This window comes from Pandoraea terrae (genome assembly GCF_902459695.1).
In the GTDB taxonomy this organism is placed as follows: Bacteria; Pseudomonadota; Gammaproteobacteria; order Burkholderiales; family Burkholderiaceae; genus Pandoraea; species Pandoraea terrae.
The window spans coordinates 234,940-250,742 of sequence record NZ_CABPRZ010000008.1; the positions used below are offsets into that span (position 1 = coordinate 234,940).

Annotated in this window: 9 protein-coding genes and 1 pseudogene; 6 read left to right on the top strand and 4 right to left on the bottom strand. The window is 65.0% G+C overall.

All coding sequences use genetic code 11. The annotated features are described in order from the left end of the window. Positions 1-27: 27 nt before the first annotated feature. From PTE30175_RS12080 to PTE30175_RS12090, 3 genes are all read right to left on the bottom strand, one after another. Entirely contained in the window at positions 28-1,209 is a 1,182-nt protein-coding gene (locus tag PTE30175_RS12080; protein ID WP_150697283.1) for an isovaleryl-CoA dehydrogenase, read from the bottom strand. Between the two features lie 75 nt (positions 1,210-1,284). Then, positions 1,285-1,770 carry a PaaI family thioesterase gene (locus PTE30175_RS12085; RefSeq protein ID WP_150697284.1) on the bottom strand — a complete coding sequence of 162 codons (486 nt, stop codon included), beginning with the start codon at positions 1,768-1,770 and terminating at the stop codon, positions 1,285-1,287. Between the two features lie 328 nt (positions 1,771-2,098). Beyond that, positions 2,099-2,545 carry a MerR family transcriptional regulator gene (locus PTE30175_RS12090; protein WP_224788726.1) on the bottom strand — a complete coding sequence of 149 codons (447 nt, stop codon included), beginning with the start codon at positions 2,543-2,545 and terminating at the stop codon, positions 2,099-2,101. 139 nt (positions 2,546-2,684) lie between these two features. Between PTE30175_RS12090 and PTE30175_RS12095 the strand changes: the two genes are divergently transcribed. From PTE30175_RS12095 to PTE30175_RS12115, 6 genes and pseudogenes are all read left to right on the top strand, one after another. Continuing rightward, the gene (locus PTE30175_RS12095) at positions 2,685-3,773 is read left to right on the top strand and encodes an MBL fold metallo-hydrolase (RefSeq protein ID WP_150697285.1); all 1,089 of its coding nucleotides are present in this window, start codon (positions 2,685-2,687) and stop codon (positions 3,771-3,773) included. A gap of 856 nt (positions 3,774-4,629) precedes the next feature. Beyond that, positions 4,630-4,737 (top strand): annotated as a pseudogene (locus PTE30175_RS29215) (ESPR-type extended signal peptide-containing protein); the annotation flags it as partial. Positions 4,738-4,803: 66 nt separating this feature from the next. Continuing rightward, positions 4,804-13,761 (top strand): hemagglutinin repeat-containing protein, encoded by an 8,958-nt coding sequence (locus tag PTE30175_RS12100; RefSeq protein ID WP_224788733.1) that lies wholly within the window; start codon positions 4,804-4,806, stop codon positions 13,759-13,761. Further along, a complete protein-coding gene (locus PTE30175_RS12105; RefSeq protein WP_150697287.1) occupies positions 13,758-14,180 on the top strand; it encodes a hypothetical protein in 423 nt (140 codons plus the stop codon). The genes PTE30175_RS12100 and PTE30175_RS12105 overlap by 4 nt, the downstream gene beginning before the upstream one ends. 31 nt (positions 14,181-14,211) lie before the next feature. Continuing rightward, the gene (locus PTE30175_RS12110; protein ID WP_150697288.1) at positions 14,212-15,147 is read left to right on the top strand and encodes a VENN motif pre-toxin domain-containing protein; all 936 of its coding nucleotides are present in this window, start codon (positions 14,212-14,214) and stop codon (positions 15,145-15,147) included. Positions 15,148-15,150: 3 nt separating this feature from the next. Further along, positions 15,151-15,531: a DUF6853 family protein gene (locus PTE30175_RS12115; RefSeq protein WP_150697289.1), complete on the top strand. Its 381-nt coding sequence runs from the start codon at positions 15,151-15,153 to the stop codon at positions 15,529-15,531. A 48-nt stretch (positions 15,532-15,579) separates the two neighbouring features. Here the strand turns inward: PTE30175_RS12115 and PTE30175_RS12120 are convergent, their stop codons facing one another. Then, positions 15,580-15,702, bottom strand: a complete 123-nt coding sequence (locus tag PTE30175_RS12120) for a SymE family type I addiction module toxin (RefSeq protein WP_224788727.1) — start codon at positions 15,700-15,702, stop codon at positions 15,580-15,582. Positions 15,703-15,803 lie beyond the last annotated feature (101 nt).

Below are 15,803 nucleotides of genomic sequence, written 5' to 3' on the forward strand. Positions count from 1 at the left end.
GGGGCGTCGATTAAGCCGGGGTGCCGGTTACAGGGTCTCGGCGAACAATTCGCGGCCGATGAGCATGCGGCGGATTTCCGAAGTGCCAGCACCGATTTCATACAGTTTGGCGTCGCGCCAGAGGCGTCCGACCGGGTATTCATTGATATAGCCGTTGCCGCCGAGGATCTGGATGGCTTCGCCGGCCATCCATGTGGCCTTTTCGGCGGTATACAGGATCACGCCGGCGCAATCCTTGCGGACCTGACGGATGTGGCCGGCGCCGAGCGCATCGAGTTGGCGGCCGACGGCGTACAGATAGGCGCGGCTGGCTTGCAAAATCGTGTACATATCGGCGACCTTGCCCTGGATCAGCTGGAACTCGCCGATGGACTGGCCGAATTGTTTGCGGTCGTGGATATAGGGCACGACGACATCCATGGCGGCCTGCATGATGCCGAGCGGTCCGCCGGCGAGCACGGCGCGTTCGTAGTCGAGGCCGCTCATCAGGACCTTGACGCCGCCGCCGACGGCGCCGAGGACATTGTCTTCGGGGACTTCGACATCCTGGAACACGAGCTCACCGGTATGCGAGCCGCGCATGCCGAGTTTGTCGAGTTTCTGGGCGACGGAGAAACCCTTCATGCCTTTTTCGACGAGAAACGCGGTGATGCCGCGCGGGCCGGCGTCGGGGTCTGTTTTGGCATAGACGACGAGGGTGTCGCAGTCGGGTCCGTTGGTGATCCACATTTTGGTGCCGTTGAGCACGTAGCGGTCACCGCGCTTTTCGGCGCGCAGTTTCATGCTGACGACGTCGGAGCCGGCGTTGGGTTCGCTCATGGCGAGGGCGCCGACGTGTTCGCCGGAGACGAGCTTGGGCAGGTATTTGGCCTTTTGGGCGGCAGTGCCGTTACGATGGATCTGGTTGACGCACAGGTTGGAGTGCGCGCCGTAGGACAGGCCGACGGAGGCGGACGCGCGCGAGATCTCTTCCATGGCGATCATGTGGGCGAGGTAGCCCATGCCGGAGCCGCCGTATTCTTCGGAGACGGTCATGCCGAGTACGCCCAGGTCACCCATTTTGCGCCAGAGGTCCATGGGGAATTGGTCGGTGTGATCGACTTCGGCCGCGCGCGGGGCGATTTCCTTGGCTGCGAAGGCGGAAATCGATTCGCGCAGCATGTCGAGGTCTTCACCGAGCATGAAGTTCAGGCCGGGCAATTGGGTCATGGCGGAGTCTCCTGTGGGTATCGTGACTTGGCGCACGGGATGGGGCGCGCCGGCATCCATCAGCGTCGATCCACGTCAGTTCGTGCGTGGCGACAGGGTATTCAGGACAAACAGGGTTTGCTGCATCAAGGCGCAGAGTGTTTCTTTTCCCTGATCGACGACAAATAATTCTGCAGTGGCAACGATGAGCGAGCGGCCGGATTTTACGACGTGGCCGCGCCCGATCAGTGTATCTCCCTGGCCAGGTGCGAGGATGTTCAGTTTGTATTCTGCGGTGACAAGTTCGTGATCGGGGGAAATGCGGGTGTAACCGGCATATCCGCCAGCCGAGTCGGCAATGGCACCGATGACGCCGCCGTGGAAGAAGCCGTGTTGCTGATTGACCTTGTCGGAAAACGGCAGGGTGATTTCGCAGAATCCGTCAGCCAGGCCCGTCAGCAACGCGCCCCAATGGGTCATGACGCCTTGGCTGTCGAAGCTGGCGCGGATCTTTGCGGCGATGGCGGCATTCAGCGGCGCGGGGGCTGCAGACAGGGTGCTCGTGCTGGACGTGACAGTCATGGCGGATTCGGTCTCGAAGACAGCGCTCGGTCAGGGTATTTGGGATGTTACTTTACGTTTACGTAAACGTAAAGTAAGGGTTTTTCTGGTGGGTTGTCGCCGAGGGGGGAGTTCTGGACCCGCTTTCCGCGCTCGCGTCAGCCGCTTTATCCGAGGCAGGACCCGCTTTCTGCGCTCGCGCCAGCCGCTTTATCGACCCTCCTTCCGCTTGTATGTTTAAGGCTGATCAGTGCGGTAAAGTCTGAGGGTAGTCGAAGTGATCAGACGAGCCTGAGCAGCCTTAAACATACAAGCGAGAAAGGGCGTGAGCAATGCAAATTGAGATGGTTTACCGGGAAACCACCCGCCGCCCAGCCTCAGCCCCGGCACCACCACCCGCCCCTTCCCCCGCGGCCTCCAACAGCGCGTGGCACTGCGCTTCGTGCTGGGAAACTTCGTCGAGCGTCGCGTGCAGGTCCTCAAGCTGTTGTTCCAGTACACGCCGGTGCTGGGCAAGGGTCTCCAGGAACACTCTCAATTGCGGCACGGTATCTTTGGGCGATTCGTACAGATCAAGGATATTCTTGATCTCGGAGAGCGTGAGCCCCAGCCGTTTGCCCCGCAATGTCAGTTTCAGGCGCGTGCGATCCTGCCCCGTATATACTCGATGCCGCCCGCCGGGGCCCTCGCGCGCAGGCGTGAGCAGGCCCTGGTCTTCGTAGAATCGGATGGCGCGGGGCGTGATGTCGAACTCGCGCGCCAAATCGGTAATTGTGTAAGTGAGCATCGCAGCCATAGGGCGGTTAAGCAGGCGCTTACCTTTTGCGGATAGAATTAACGTTTACGTTAGCGTCAAGTCGGCCGGTATGCAATCGGGCACGTCCACATATGTGGTCCCGAGTTGACAGAACATTTCTGTAGGAGGCTGGTCCCCCGTGAATGCCCTCGAACAACAATTGAATTACCCGCTCGGCGATCTGCTGCCGGAAGGCGGCACGGTCCATGAAGTCGCATCCGGGGTTTTTTGGGTGCGTATGCCGTTGCCCTTCGCCCTCGATCACATCAATCTCTGGCTCCTGCGCGACGAAATCGACGGCGCGCAAGGCTGGACGATCGTCGATTGCGGCATCGCCCATCCGCAGATCAAGGCGTTCTGGGAACAAGTCTTCGACAAGGCGCTCGACGGCCTGCCGGTGCTGCGGGTCATCGTCACGCATTGCCATCCCGACCACCTCGGCCTCGCCCACTGGATCTGCGAAGGCGGCGAAAAGCAACGTTGGCACGCCCGACTGTGGATGTCGCTCGGCGATTATGCCTGGGGGCGGGTCATGGCCTCCGCCAACAATAACAACTCGAACGCCGGCGGTGATTTCGCCGTGAATCATTTCATCGCGCACGGCCTGGCCGATCCGGAGATGGTCGACCAGATCCGGAACCGGAAGACCTATTACAGCGATCTGGTGCCGAGCGTACCGTCACGATACCGCCGGATGTGCGAGGGCGATGCCATCCTCATCGACGGTGCGCATTGGGATGTCGTCACCGGTTATGGTCACTCGCCGGAACACGTTGCGCTCTATAGCGCGAAACACAATGTGCTGATCTCCGGTGACATGGTCCTGCCGCGTATTTCCACGAATGTGAGTGTGTTCGATATCGAGCCGGAAGCCAACCCGCTGCAATTGTTCCTCGATTCGCTCGGCCGCTATCTCGAATTGCCCGCTGACTGTCTCACGCTCCCGTCCCACGGCAAGCCGTTCACCGGCCTGCATACGCGCATCGGGCAATTGCGTGATCACCATGCCGCCCGTCTGCAGGAAGTCCGGGAAGCCTGCGCCGAGTCGCCGCAAAGCGCCGCGGACATCGTGCCGATCATGTTCCGCCGCAAACTGGACGCGCACCAGACAACGTTCGCCATCGGCGAAGCGCTCGCCCATTTGCATCTGCTTTGGCACGCCGGCGAAGTGACGCGCACTCGTGACGAAACGGGCATCTGGCGTTTCTCGCCGACGAAACTCGGCTGATGCCGTGACCCCGCCTCGGCTTCGCGCGCCGGGAGGGGGCAAGGCTGCCATCGACCAGACGGACGGCGCAATCCTCGACCGGTATCGCTTTGATCTCGGCGCGTTTGGCGACTATGAGAAGACGCGGCTTCCGGATGAGGCGACCGCGCGCGAATGGCAACGTAAGCACGCCGGTTATGTAGTGCGTTACGGATCACAGGCTGTCGCAATATTGAACGGCTTGGTTCGGAGCACGCTTTAGTGAGGTAGAACACCAGGCCCGATGGTCTTGGTGCCGCCGTGCTGCGAACCAATTTGCCGTCAGGTCCGGTAGTTGACTAGCGTGTTCGATACACGTAATTCCGAAAGTTCGGGTGTTGGCCGCATAGTCGGCTGTCAACGCTTGAACGTTCTGTCACCATCCCCGCCGTCTTTCATTCGGTTCCTGGCCACACGCTGATGGCTGGCTCATTGCAGTCCTTTTTCGACTCCGAAAAGCGCGTAGTCGTCTCGGCATGACGCGTCCATCGATTCCGTCACCGCAGCGACAAAATGTTCAATTCAAGAAATAAGTGATCGATTTTCGATAGGCATGGTGCGAGATCCCGCTTACGCTCGCCATGCCCCTCACGATGCGTTACGCCAGTATGGTGACGACCGAGCACTTGGAATTTGCCCGCCAACAATGCGTGCATGTTCTGTCACATTCCTCGCCGTTTTCCATTCGGTTCCTGGCCACATTCTGGTGGCTTGGCGTGATTGTGCACGCGCCGTTTGATACATCGCATTTTCCTGCAGCCGTGCCCCCCGGCGGCCGTCCGCTTCCCCGCGCGGTTTGCTCTTGACAGTAGCAGTTGCGCCATGAACCGAGATCGGCATGAACGCCCGTTGTTATCGTTTGGTTTTCAATCGTGTCCGCAGCCAATGGCTGGCGGTGGCGGAATCCGCGTCGTCCGGACGTTCGCCCGGTTTGAGTCGTAGTGGCCGGCGTGCCGGTGACCGAGGTGCCGGTGGTCATCGTGCCCTAAGCCGCCCTACCGCAATGTGTGTGGTGGCGCTGCTCATTGTTCCGCACATCGCCATGGCGCAGATCGTGCCGGATGCGGGCGCGGGAGGCTCGGCACCGGGCGTGCACGCCGCGCCCAACGGCGTGCCGCTGGTGGACATCACGGCGCCCACGCCCGGCGGCGTATCGCACAACGCCTACGAACGGTTCGATGTCGGCACGCCCGGCGCGATCCTGAACAACGCGGCGACGGGCGTGCCGACCCAGCTCGGCGGCTGGGTGCCGGGCAATCCGAATCTGGGCGGCGGCAGCGCCGCGGTGATCGTCAACGAGGTCACGAGCGCCCTGCCGTCGACGCTGAACGGCTATCTCGAGGTGGCCGGCCCGCGTGCCGAGGTGGTCGTCGCCAACCCGAATGGCCTGACCTGCAACGGCTGCGGCTTCATCAACACCTCGCGCGGGGTGCTCACCACCGGCGCGCCGGTGTTCGGCGGCACCGGCTCGCTCGAGGCGTTTCGCGTCAAGGGCGGTATGGTGCGCGTCGAGGGCGCCGGCTTCAATGCCCGCAATCTGGATGGAGTCGCGCTGCTGGCGCGCGCGATCCAGCTGAACGCCTTGATCCATGCGGGCAAGCTCGATCTGGTCACGGGCCTGAACGAGGTGGACGCGCAGACGTTTCTGGTGCGCTCGAGCCTGGCCGGCGCCGACAGCAAGCCGGTCTTCGGGCTCGACATCTCGCACTTGGGCGGCATGTACGCGGGCAAGATTCAACTGATCGGCACGGAGCTGGGCGTGGGCGTCAACGTGGGTGGACAGGTCGCGGCGCAGGAGTTTCACCTGTCGGCCTCCGGCCTCCTGACGGTCACGGGCCAGGTGCATGCGGAGGATACGCTGTCGATCAACGCCGCAGGCGGCATTGGCAACCGCGGCACGATCTCCTCAAAGCGCGACCTCGTGATCGCAAGTGGCGGCGATGTCGACAACGCAGGGACGCTGTACGCCGCGGGCGACGTGACGGCACGCATTGGCGGCGTGCTCACGCATAGCGGCGCGTGGGTCGCAGGCCGGCATGTGTCGCTGTCGGCGCAGCGCATCGCCTCGCGCGGCTGGTTTGCGGCGGGCGTCGATGTGAACGGTCGGCCGGGCAACGACGGCAATCTGCGGCTTGCGGCCGACGGGGCGCTCGTCGCCACCGGCCGGCACTGGGCGGCGGGCGATGTCGCGCTGCAGGGCGCCTCGCTCGATGTCTCGGGCAGCCGGACCGACGCAGGGCGCAACCTGCACTATGCGGCGATGCATGGGCCGTTGAGCATGGCGGGCGCCAGGACGCGCGCAGGGCAGCGCGTGCGGCTCGACGCAAGCGGACGCATTGAGGGCCGCATCAATGGAAGCGTCGATGGGCGCATGACCGGCTACATCGATCACGATGGCGCCGAAACCGAAGCCGCACATCTTGAGGTGGCCGGCGCGTCGCTGTCGAACCGGGGCGGGCGCCTTGCCCAGCACGGCGGCGATGCGCGCGTGGATATCACCGGCGCGCTGGATAACACCGGCGGCAAACTTGAGAGCAATGCCGCGACGTTCACGCTGGCTGCAGGCAGCCTCGACAACACCCGAGGGACGATCACGCATGCCGGCACCGGACGGTTCGATCTCACGAGCAGCGTGGTGACGAACACCGGCGGGCTGCTGGCGGGCAACGGCGCAGTCGAAATCGCGACACATGACTTCGTCAATACGCAGGGGCGGGTGACGGCGGGCAGCATGTTGCGCGTCGCATCCCAAGGCACGTTCGCCAACGATGACGGCGAATTGACGGCAGGCGCCGGGGTACATCTCACCGCAGGGCATGGGATCGACAATCGCGGTGGCAAGGTGTCGGCGCGGACCGGCGTTGCGATCACGGCAGGCGGCCTGCTGGATAACCGCGCCGGCAGTATCGAGAGTACGGGGGCGCAGGGGGCGATGGCGCTGGCGGCCCAGTCGGTGGACAACACCGATGGCCGCATCGTCAATACGGGCACGGGGCTCACGCGCATCGTCGCCGACTCTGTGAAGAATGCCGTGACGAATGCCGCAACGAACGCGACATCGATGAGTCAGTCGACAGCCTCGACTACTGATGCCGCCACGGACGGGGCGACGGACACCGCGAAGGACGCCACCGGCTTCATCGGCGGCAATGGTGCCGTGCATATCGTAGCCAACACGCTCGAGAACGATACCTCGGCGCGTATAAAGTCCGGCGGCGACCTGGTGCTGGGCATCGCCCGGCGCCTCGCCAACAGCGGCACGCTGTTCGCGGGGCACGATCTGCGCCTCGGCTTGCTCAAGCTGCATTTGGCCCAAGGCGCTGAGGCCGACTCGCGTTACGCGCCCTTCGCCGGCACGTCGCAACTGCTCGTGCACAACCGCGGCCAGATCCAGGGCATGCGCGATGCATGGATTCACGCCGCGACGCTCACCCACGCCGGCAAGCTCGCGTTCAACGGCAGCCTGGCGCTGCAGGCCGCAGCGCTCGCCGGTGAGGGCGCGCTGCGCGCGGGCGGCGACCTGCACCTCGCGGTCACCGGCGACTACACCCACGCGGCCGGGCGCGACTACCGCGCCGACGGCGACCTGAGCTTCACGGCCGGCGGCGTGTTCACCAACGCCGGCAGTTTGTCGGCGGTCAAGCGCCTGTCGCTCAATGCTGCCTCGATTCACAACACGATCGGTGGCCAGCTACGCGGCGGCACGACGGCGCTGGCCGCCACCGACGAGATCCGTAACGACGGGCGCATCGAGGGCCAGGAGGTGAGCCTCAGCGCCCGGCGCGTGCACAATGCGGCGACGGTGCTTGGCGATCGCATCACTGTTGCCGCCACCGACATCGTCAACCAGGGCAGCCGCGCGGTGATGGCGGCCACCTCGGCGCTCGACCTGTGGGCTGACGGCGACGTGCTCAACGACGACGGCGCGGTGCTGTACAGCCTCGGGGCGCTGCGCATTGGCGCGGGCGCCGAGCGCGACGCGCAGGGGTACCTGGCGCGCCAGACGGCGAGCCTGACCAACCGCTCGGCCACCATCGAGGCCGGCGGCGATCTCGATATCGCCACCCGCAAGTTGCTCAACGAACGCAGCTTCATCCACATTCAGAAGGCGGTGCCGGAAGGCGAGAAGACGTTCAACCGCCGCGTCTGGGTGGCGGGTTACCACGTCGACCTCCGGCCGGGCGACGCGCAGGACCTGGACACCAACCTGCCGACGACGCACCGCAGCCATAGCCTGGCGGTCAACGGCGAGCCGGCGTTCATCCTGCAGGAGATCGAGATCCAGGGCGAGAGCGGTGAGCCGCCCAAGCGCGTCAAGGTCAGGAAGCCGAACCCCAAAAATCAGTCGTTCACCCAATGGCGGTGGCACGAGGCCAAGGCGGCGCTCTCGGAGGAGAAGCTGCAGGCGGTCGCCGCGCCCGTGCGGGTGGTGATCCCGAAGTCGGGGGTGCGCGCGCTCGACGCGAACGGCAAGACCTTCCGCCTCGCCCATCCGATCGAAGAGGTGTATCAGACCGGTGCTGCCTGGCTCGCCGGGGGCGACACGGAGTTTCAGAAGCGCACCATCACGCACAACGCGGTTCAGCATTTCGAGCGACTGACGGACGACGGCCAGGGCAACTACGTCATCGAGTTCTATCCGGATTTCGATCCCGCGACGCACCTGCGCCCGGGCGTGGTCGACGAGGCCGGCGGCCACCTCACGGGCGAGGCGGACGAGGGCGTGCGCATCCTGCGCTACCGGCCGGGCATGCGCGACGGGCGCGACTACAACGAGGTGCGGCGCGAGTTCCGTGAGAGCGCCACGGTCGACCGCCTGATCGGCGCGGCCCCGGCGGCGAGCCTCGTGTCGCAAGGGGCGATGCGCGTCAATGTCGACGACGGCGAGGCGTTGAACGACGCGTCGACCATCGCGGCGGGCGGCAACCTGAATGTACGGGGCAACGGCGGTGCGATCACGGCCAGGGGCATCGAGCTCGAGCGGCGCGTCAACCAGACGCAGACCAGCTGGGTTTACTGGCACGAGAAGCGCGGCAACAGCGCGCGCGAGGTGCGCCCGTATGACTTCTCGGTGGCGCAGCGGCGGGAAGTCGTCGACGCCTTGCCGGCGATCGTGTCGTCGAACCAACGCGTGGCGATTGCCGGGCGCGACGTGGACATCGCGAGCGTCAATCCGGACGGGGAGACGGTGGCCGGCACGCGCGTGATCGGGGGTGGCACCGACGGCGCAGGCACCGGCGCGTCAGGCGAAGTTGATGCGGTGAATGCGACAGCAGTGGCGCTGCCGGACCTGAAGCTGCCGGCCATCGGGCTGTTCGCGATCGACGCCGCGCCCGCGCACCCCTACCTGGTGGTGACCGATCCGCGGTTCACAGACTACGGCAACTTCGTGTCGAGCGATTACCTGCTGGCGCTGCTGGGCCTGGACCCGGCGCGGGTGGACAAGCGCGTCGGCGACGGCTTCTACGAGGCCCGCCTGCTGCGCGAGCAGGTACTGAAGGCCACCGGGCGCACCTTCCTCGCCGAACACACGCAAGCGGATGAGGAGTTCAAGGCGCTGATGGCCTCGGGCGCAACGTACGCGCGCGAGTTCGAGTTGCGCGTGGGCGTGGCGCTCACCGCAGCGCAGATGAAGGCGCTTACCAGCGACATCGTGTGGCTGGTCCGGCAGACGGTGACGCTGGCCGACGGCAGCACGCAGGAAGTGCTGGTGCCCAAGCTCTACCTCGCTCGTGGTGCCAGGGCGGGCAGTCGGGTGCGGCTCGAGGCCACCGGCGCCGTGGTGGCCGGCAGCGACGTGCTGATCGAGGCGCGCGACACGCTGACCAACAGCGGCCGGATCGTGAGCGATGCGGATGTGCACGTCGCCGCGCGCGATGTGGTGAACACGGGCGCGATCGCATCCGTGGGCGCGCCCGCGTCTCAGGACGAGCAGGGCGATCGTGGGGGCCAGGGCGTGCGGGGCAACGTGGGGGTGCGCGCCGAGCGGGACGTGGTGAACCTCGGCGGCGAGATCGCGGGCCGCGGTGTCGACATCCGCGCGGGCCGGGATGTGGTGGTCGGCTCAAAGACGCGCCGCATCGAGCAGGCATCCGGGCGCGCAGGGCAGACCAATACGGTGTCAAACACGCTCGTCGACGCGCAGGGCGCAATCCACGCGGACGAAGCGTTGCGCGTGGTGGCGCAGCGCGATGCGAAGCTCGAAGGCGCGCAGGTGAGCGCCGGCGGCGACGCGCAAATTGCGGCGGGCCGCGACGTGGCGATCGGCGCCACGGCGCTGGAGCGCGAGTTCGGCAGCCGTGGCGATGGCGCAGGTGGCGTAGTTGATGCCACCGGCTGGACCGAGCGGCGCGAGCATCTGGGCACGTCGATCGACGCACAGGGCAGCGTGACGGTAGTGGCGGGCCGTGACGCTGCAGTGCTGGGCTCGACGATCGCGTCGGGTGGCGACACGACCGTCGCGGCGGCGGGCGACGTCACGGTCGGTGCGGTCAAGGACACGCACCGCTTCGAGGGCAAGTCGTTCGGCGGCACGCTCAAACACACCACCGATGCGTATCACGAGACGGTGCGCGGCAGCGAGGTGCAGGCCGGTGGCGACATCCGCTTCGGCGCTGGCCAGGGGCAGGCCGTTGCGCAGGTGCTCGACACGCTGGGCGTGACGGCCTACGTCGACGCCGACAGCAGCGGCGGCGAGGCGGCGCCCCGACGCGGCGATGTCAAGGTGCAGGGCTCGTACGTCAACGCGGGCCGGCAGGCAGGCGCGGCCGATGCGCGGCGCAGCGACGGTGCTACCGCGGCGCCGACAGCCACAGCCGTGCGCAACCACGCGACGGGCCACGCTGCCGGCAACGATGCTGGCAACCCCGCTGGCAACCCCGCGCGGCCGGGCACGGTGCGCATGATCGCCGCGGGCGACGTGCGCATCGAGGGCGTCGAGGAGCGTCACGACACCTCGCAGTGGAGCCACGATACGCGCTCGGGCGTGCTCTCGCGCAGCACCAAAGAGACGCAGCGCGACGCGCATGACGTGCTCGCGCAGGGCAGCACGGTCTCGGGCAACGCCGTCGAAGTGGGCGCCGCGCGCGACGTGCGCGTCACGGGCTCGAACGTGGTGGGCGAGGGCGACGTCACGGTCAAAGCGGGGCGCGACCTCGAGATCGCGGGCGCGGAGAACCGGCACGCCGCGTCGGAGTACCGGCACGAGACGACCTCCGGTGTGTTCGGCAACGGCGGAGGGAGTGTGACGATCGGGCGGCGCGCGGAGAAAGAGATTACGCGGCGCAGCGAGAGCTCGCACACCGGCAGCGTGCTCGGCTCGGTCACGGGGGAGGTGACGCTCGTCGCGGGCGAGCAGTACCGCCAGGCGGGCAGCCAGGTGGTGGCGCGCGCGGGCGACGTGGATATCGCGGGCAAACGCGTGGCGATCGTCGAGTCGACCGACACGGCGCACAGCGAGCACGAGTTTGATGTGCGCCAGTCGGGCGTGACGGTCGCGGTGTCGAGCCCGGTGCTGGCCGCCGCGCAGACGGCCGGCCAGATGGCCAAGGCGGCAGGCAAGACCAGTGACGGACGGCTGCAGGCGCTGGCGGGTGCGACGGCGGGCCTGGCCGGCAAGAACGCCTACGACGCGGTGACGAAGGATCCGAGCGCATTGGGCGGCATCAACGTCTCGGTCACGGTGGGCGGCTCGCGCCAGACCAGTCGCGAGACACAGACGAGCACGAGTGCGCGCGGTTCGTCGGTGGCAGCCGGGGGCGACATCAGGGTCCGGGCCACGGCGGGTGGTGACCGTGATGGTGACCACGATGGTGTCCCATCCGGCGACCAATCGACGCTGACGGTGCGCGGCAGCGACCTCGAGGCGGGCGGCGACGTGACGCTGGCGGCTGACGGCGCCATCGAGCTGGTGGCCGCCGAGAACACCTCGAGCACGCGCCGCAGGAGCCGTGGCGCAAGCGGCGGCATCGGCGTAGGCGTGAGCATTGGCACCAAAACCTCGGTGGGCGTCACGGCCAATGCGAGCGTCTCGCGCGGCAAGGCCGAGGGCGACGCGCAGACCTGGACCACCACGCATGTCACGGCAGGCAAGCACCTGACGATGGAATCCGGCGGCGACACCACGCTGCGCGGTGCGCAGGTGCGCGGCGAGTCGGTTGCGGCGAAGGTCGGCGGCGACCTGAAGCTCGAGAGCTTGCAGGACCGGGACAACTACCACAGCCGCGACCAGTCGCTGGCCGGCAGCATCACGGCCGGGCTAGGCACGGTGTCCGGTGCGATCAACGCGAGCCACCAGCAGATCAGGAGCGACTACGCGAGCGTGCAGCAACAGTCGGGCATCCTGGCGGGCGACGGCGGCTTCGACGTGGAAGTCAAAGGCAACACCGATCTGGTGGGCGCGGTGATCGCCTCGACCGACCAAGCGGCCGAGGCGGGCGCAAATCGCCTGAAGACGGGCACCCTGACGCAGCGCGACCTCGAGAACCGGGCCGAGTACGACGCGTTCGGTGTGAGCATCGGCGGCGGCTTCAGTTCGGGCGGCAGCGACGCCAGGGTCGGCACGGATCAGGCGGGGCAGGCGACGACCGGCGCGAGCGTGGTGCCGGGGCACGAGGCGCCGGCCTCAGCTGGCACGTCAGGGGGCGCGTCGGGGGGCATGTCGGTGACCCCGCCGATGATCGTGGCGGCGGGGGGCAGCGCCACCAGCACGACCCGCAGCGGCATCAGCGCCGGCGTGATCGAGATCACGGACGGGGAGAAGCAGCAGGCCATCACCGGCAAGACGGCGCGAGAGACCATCGCCGAGACGAACCGCGAGGTGTCGTCGGAGCGCGACGGCAGTAACGCGCTCGGCAAGATCTTTAACGAGCAGGAGATCAAGGCGGGGTTCGAGATCGTGGAGGCGCTGCAGCGCGAGGTGGGCGTGTTCGTGAACAACCGCGCAAAGGAGGCAGATGATCTGGAGAAGGCGCGCGACGCGGAAACCGACCCGGCAAGGCGCGCGCAGCTCGATGCACGGTTGGTCGAGGCGCAGAAGTGGGGCCCGGGTGGCGACTACCGGCGAATCGCAAGTGCCATCACGGCGGCTGCGGGCGGCAATGTGACGGGCAGTGCGGCCGAAATGGCGCAGGCTGCCACGGTCAACTACCTGCAGGGCCTCGGTGCGCAGCAGGTCAAGGCACTCGGAGAAAACCTCGATCCGGCCTCGAAGGCGGCACTGCATGCGATCGTGGGCTGCGCGGGCGGTGCAGCCTCAAGCGGGAATTGTGGCGCCGGCGCGATGGGCGGGGCAGCGGGGTCGCTCCTGGGTAGCCTGCTGGCGAAGGACGACAATCCTGGACAGAAGCTCTCGCAGCAAGAGCGCGAAGCGCGCGTGAACCTGATCACGTCGATCGTGGCGGGTGTAGCAGCCGGCGCTGGCGGCGATGTCGGCACGACGTCGACCGGGGCGAAGACCGAGGCTGAGAACAATGCCGTTGGGATCATGCTGCCACCCACTCCGCCGCAGTCAGGCGGTGTACTACCGCCATTCAAGATCCCAGGATTCGAGAAGTTCGAGCCGAAAAAGGGCGACAATGTGACTGCCGATCCGATCACGGAACTCGACCCTACTCTCCAAGCAGACGGAATTCGGCAGCCAGAATCGGGTACGGGGATTGTTGATCGTATCCGGGATGCGGTCGCGAATATGGTTTCCGGCGATGATAGCGACCGCAGTCAGGAAGATGGAAACAAGCGGAATCCAAAGATCAAAGATGTTCCTGACCGAGGCTCTCCGGGTAGTTGGATCGATGGTGAGCGTCGTTCTCGAAAATACGGCCCGGATGGAAAGCCAGAGATTGATATAGATAAACCACATCAGGGCTACGATAGACCACACGTTCACGAATGGCCGGACGGAAGGCGCGAGCATCCTGGACGCGATGTTTCCCCAGTTATATTCCCTCAAACACCAGGAGCGAAAGAATGAATGCATGGAGCCACTTGGTTGAGGCCGAAATCACTGGAATTTTGGTCTTCGCAGATAAGAAATGTGTGGAGATAAAGATCAGGGATTCAAATCGCAATGATTGGTTGATATTGGCGGAGGGTGTTGATGACGTTCTCGTCGAGGAGATGAGGTTAACGAACATCGTAGATCGAGTTTGGCAAGTTGATGCGTCGACTTCAATTACCGAACGAGTTGCGCAACGTATCTACTACCTTTTACGTGATGGAGATTCGGAGGGATTTGACAAAGAGTGGTCGGTTCTCCAAGCGAAGCTAGACGCGATACGGCGAAATGAACTCAGTTTTTGTGAGATTGAGCCAGTGTATGGGGCGACAGTAATGATGCTGGCAAAGCACATTAAATTGGAGATGGTGACGCAACATCGGCAAGATCTTTAATGAGGGGGAGATCCGGGCCGGCTTCGAGATCGTGGAGGCGCTGCAGCGGGAGGTGGGCGTGTTTGTGAACAACCGCGCAAAGGAGGCCGATGCGCTGGAGAAGGCGCGCGACGCGGAAGCCGATCCGGCAAAACGGGCGCAGCTCGATGCGCAGTTGATCGAAGCGCAGAAGTGGGGCCCGGGCGGCGAGTATGGCCGGATCGTCACGGCGATCACGGTTGCCTCAGGCGGTAACGTGACCGGCGGCATGGGCGATCTGGTGACAAAGGCCACGATCAACTACATCCAGAGCCTGGGCGCCGAAAAGGTCAAGGCGATTGCCGATGAGATGAAGAGCGAGACGGCGCGGGCGGCCCTGCAGGGCATCGTGGGGTGTGCCGGGGCGATAGCGTCGGGCGGGGACTGCGGGGCGGGTGCGCTGGGCGGATCGGCGAGCGTGGTGCTGAACAACCTGCTCGACAAGGCAGGCGGGACATCGGGGCAAGACCTGAGCGCGGAGGAAAAGCAGGCGCGCACGAATCTGGTGACGTCGATCGTCGCGGGGATTGCCGGCGCAACGGGCTCCGGCAAGGATGTGGCGACTGCAACCACCGGCGCAAAAATAGAAACAGAAAATAACGCGCTGAAGCTTAGCGAATTCAAGTCGCTGATCCAGGAAGCCCGGGGTTGCGAGAAAACCAAGTCGTGCGAATCGGTGCGCGACAGATATCGGAATCTCAGCAGAGAGAAGCAGGAAAAGGTCGTCGCCACGTGCGCGATCGACCCGCAAGCCTGCCAGGGCGAGTTCGGCAATTATCTTGCCGAACTGGGTGACTTCCGCAAAGCACTCGATGCCGCTCACAAAAATCACTTGGAAGTGTTTGATGGGAATAACAACTTCAAGTGGGCTCTAAACTTGGATGGAACGATCAACGAGGCCAAGACGCAGGTTGGCAGAGAGCAGAAGCGAAAACTTAAGCTGAGGTAAGAAATGGAATTCAATCGAGTTGGAGGCTTGCTCGTGGCCTTGGCGAAAGAAAATGGTTTGACGAGTGATGATCTGGAAGCGTTCGATGAGCAGGACGATATGGAGTGGCGCCTGCCATTCTGGGGGGATTTGGATGAGTCATTTAATGACGATGCTGCCCGATTGCAATCTGCGCTCGATCTATACGAAAAAGCCCTTGCTCAAGGAGACAAGCTGACGGCTTGCGCTGGACTGATTAGAGCTTGTGGTTATGCCCACAACCTGATGAGTTTCTTCGATGCTCTACGCCACGACTTGAACAAAGCGAGCCTCGACGCGCGCTTCAACTGGCCGAAGTTCCCGGAGGGCTACAAAATCCCGCGGTGCTACCACTACGAAGAGTAGCTTCGGAGCGGGCGACGCGGCGGAATCCCCGGGATTGCACCGTTGGGATCAGACCACCGTGATAACGAGCCGGCCCTCCTGCACGTCGACCTTGACGCGATCCTCGGGCTTGAAGCCGGCGTGCTCAAGCCAGCGGCCGCTCATCCTGATCCATGCGGTGGGCGGGAGCATGGGCCGCTTGTGGACGGGCCGCACGCGGCTCTGTGTAGTGGTCAACTCATCCCGGACACTGCGTTAAGTTTTTCTTCCGCAACAGCCGGTGCCAGTCCGTC

Coding starts and splice junctions, on each gene's coding strand:
- PTE30175_RS12120 (WP_224788727.1), bottom strand. CDS start 15,702: ATGCTCCCGCCCACCGCATGGATCAGGATGAGCGGCCGCTGGCTTGAG.
- PTE30175_RS12080 (WP_150697283.1), bottom strand. CDS start 1,209: ATGACCCAATTGCCCGGCCTGAACTTCATGCTCGGTGAAGACCTCGAC.
- PTE30175_RS12115 (WP_150697289.1), top strand. CDS start 15,151: ATGGAATTCAATCGAGTTGGAGGCTTGCTCGTGGCCTTGGCGAAAGAA.
- PTE30175_RS12105 (WP_150697287.1), top strand. CDS start 13,758: ATGAATGCATGGAGCCACTTGGTTGAGGCCGAAATCACTGGAATTTTG.
- PTE30175_RS12090 (WP_224788726.1), bottom strand. CDS start 2,545: ATGGCTGCGATGCTCACTTACACAATTACCGATTTGGCGCGCGAGTTC.
- PTE30175_RS12085 (WP_150697284.1), bottom strand. CDS start 1,770: ATGACTGTCACGTCCAGCACGAGCACCCTGTCTGCAGCCCCCGCGCCG.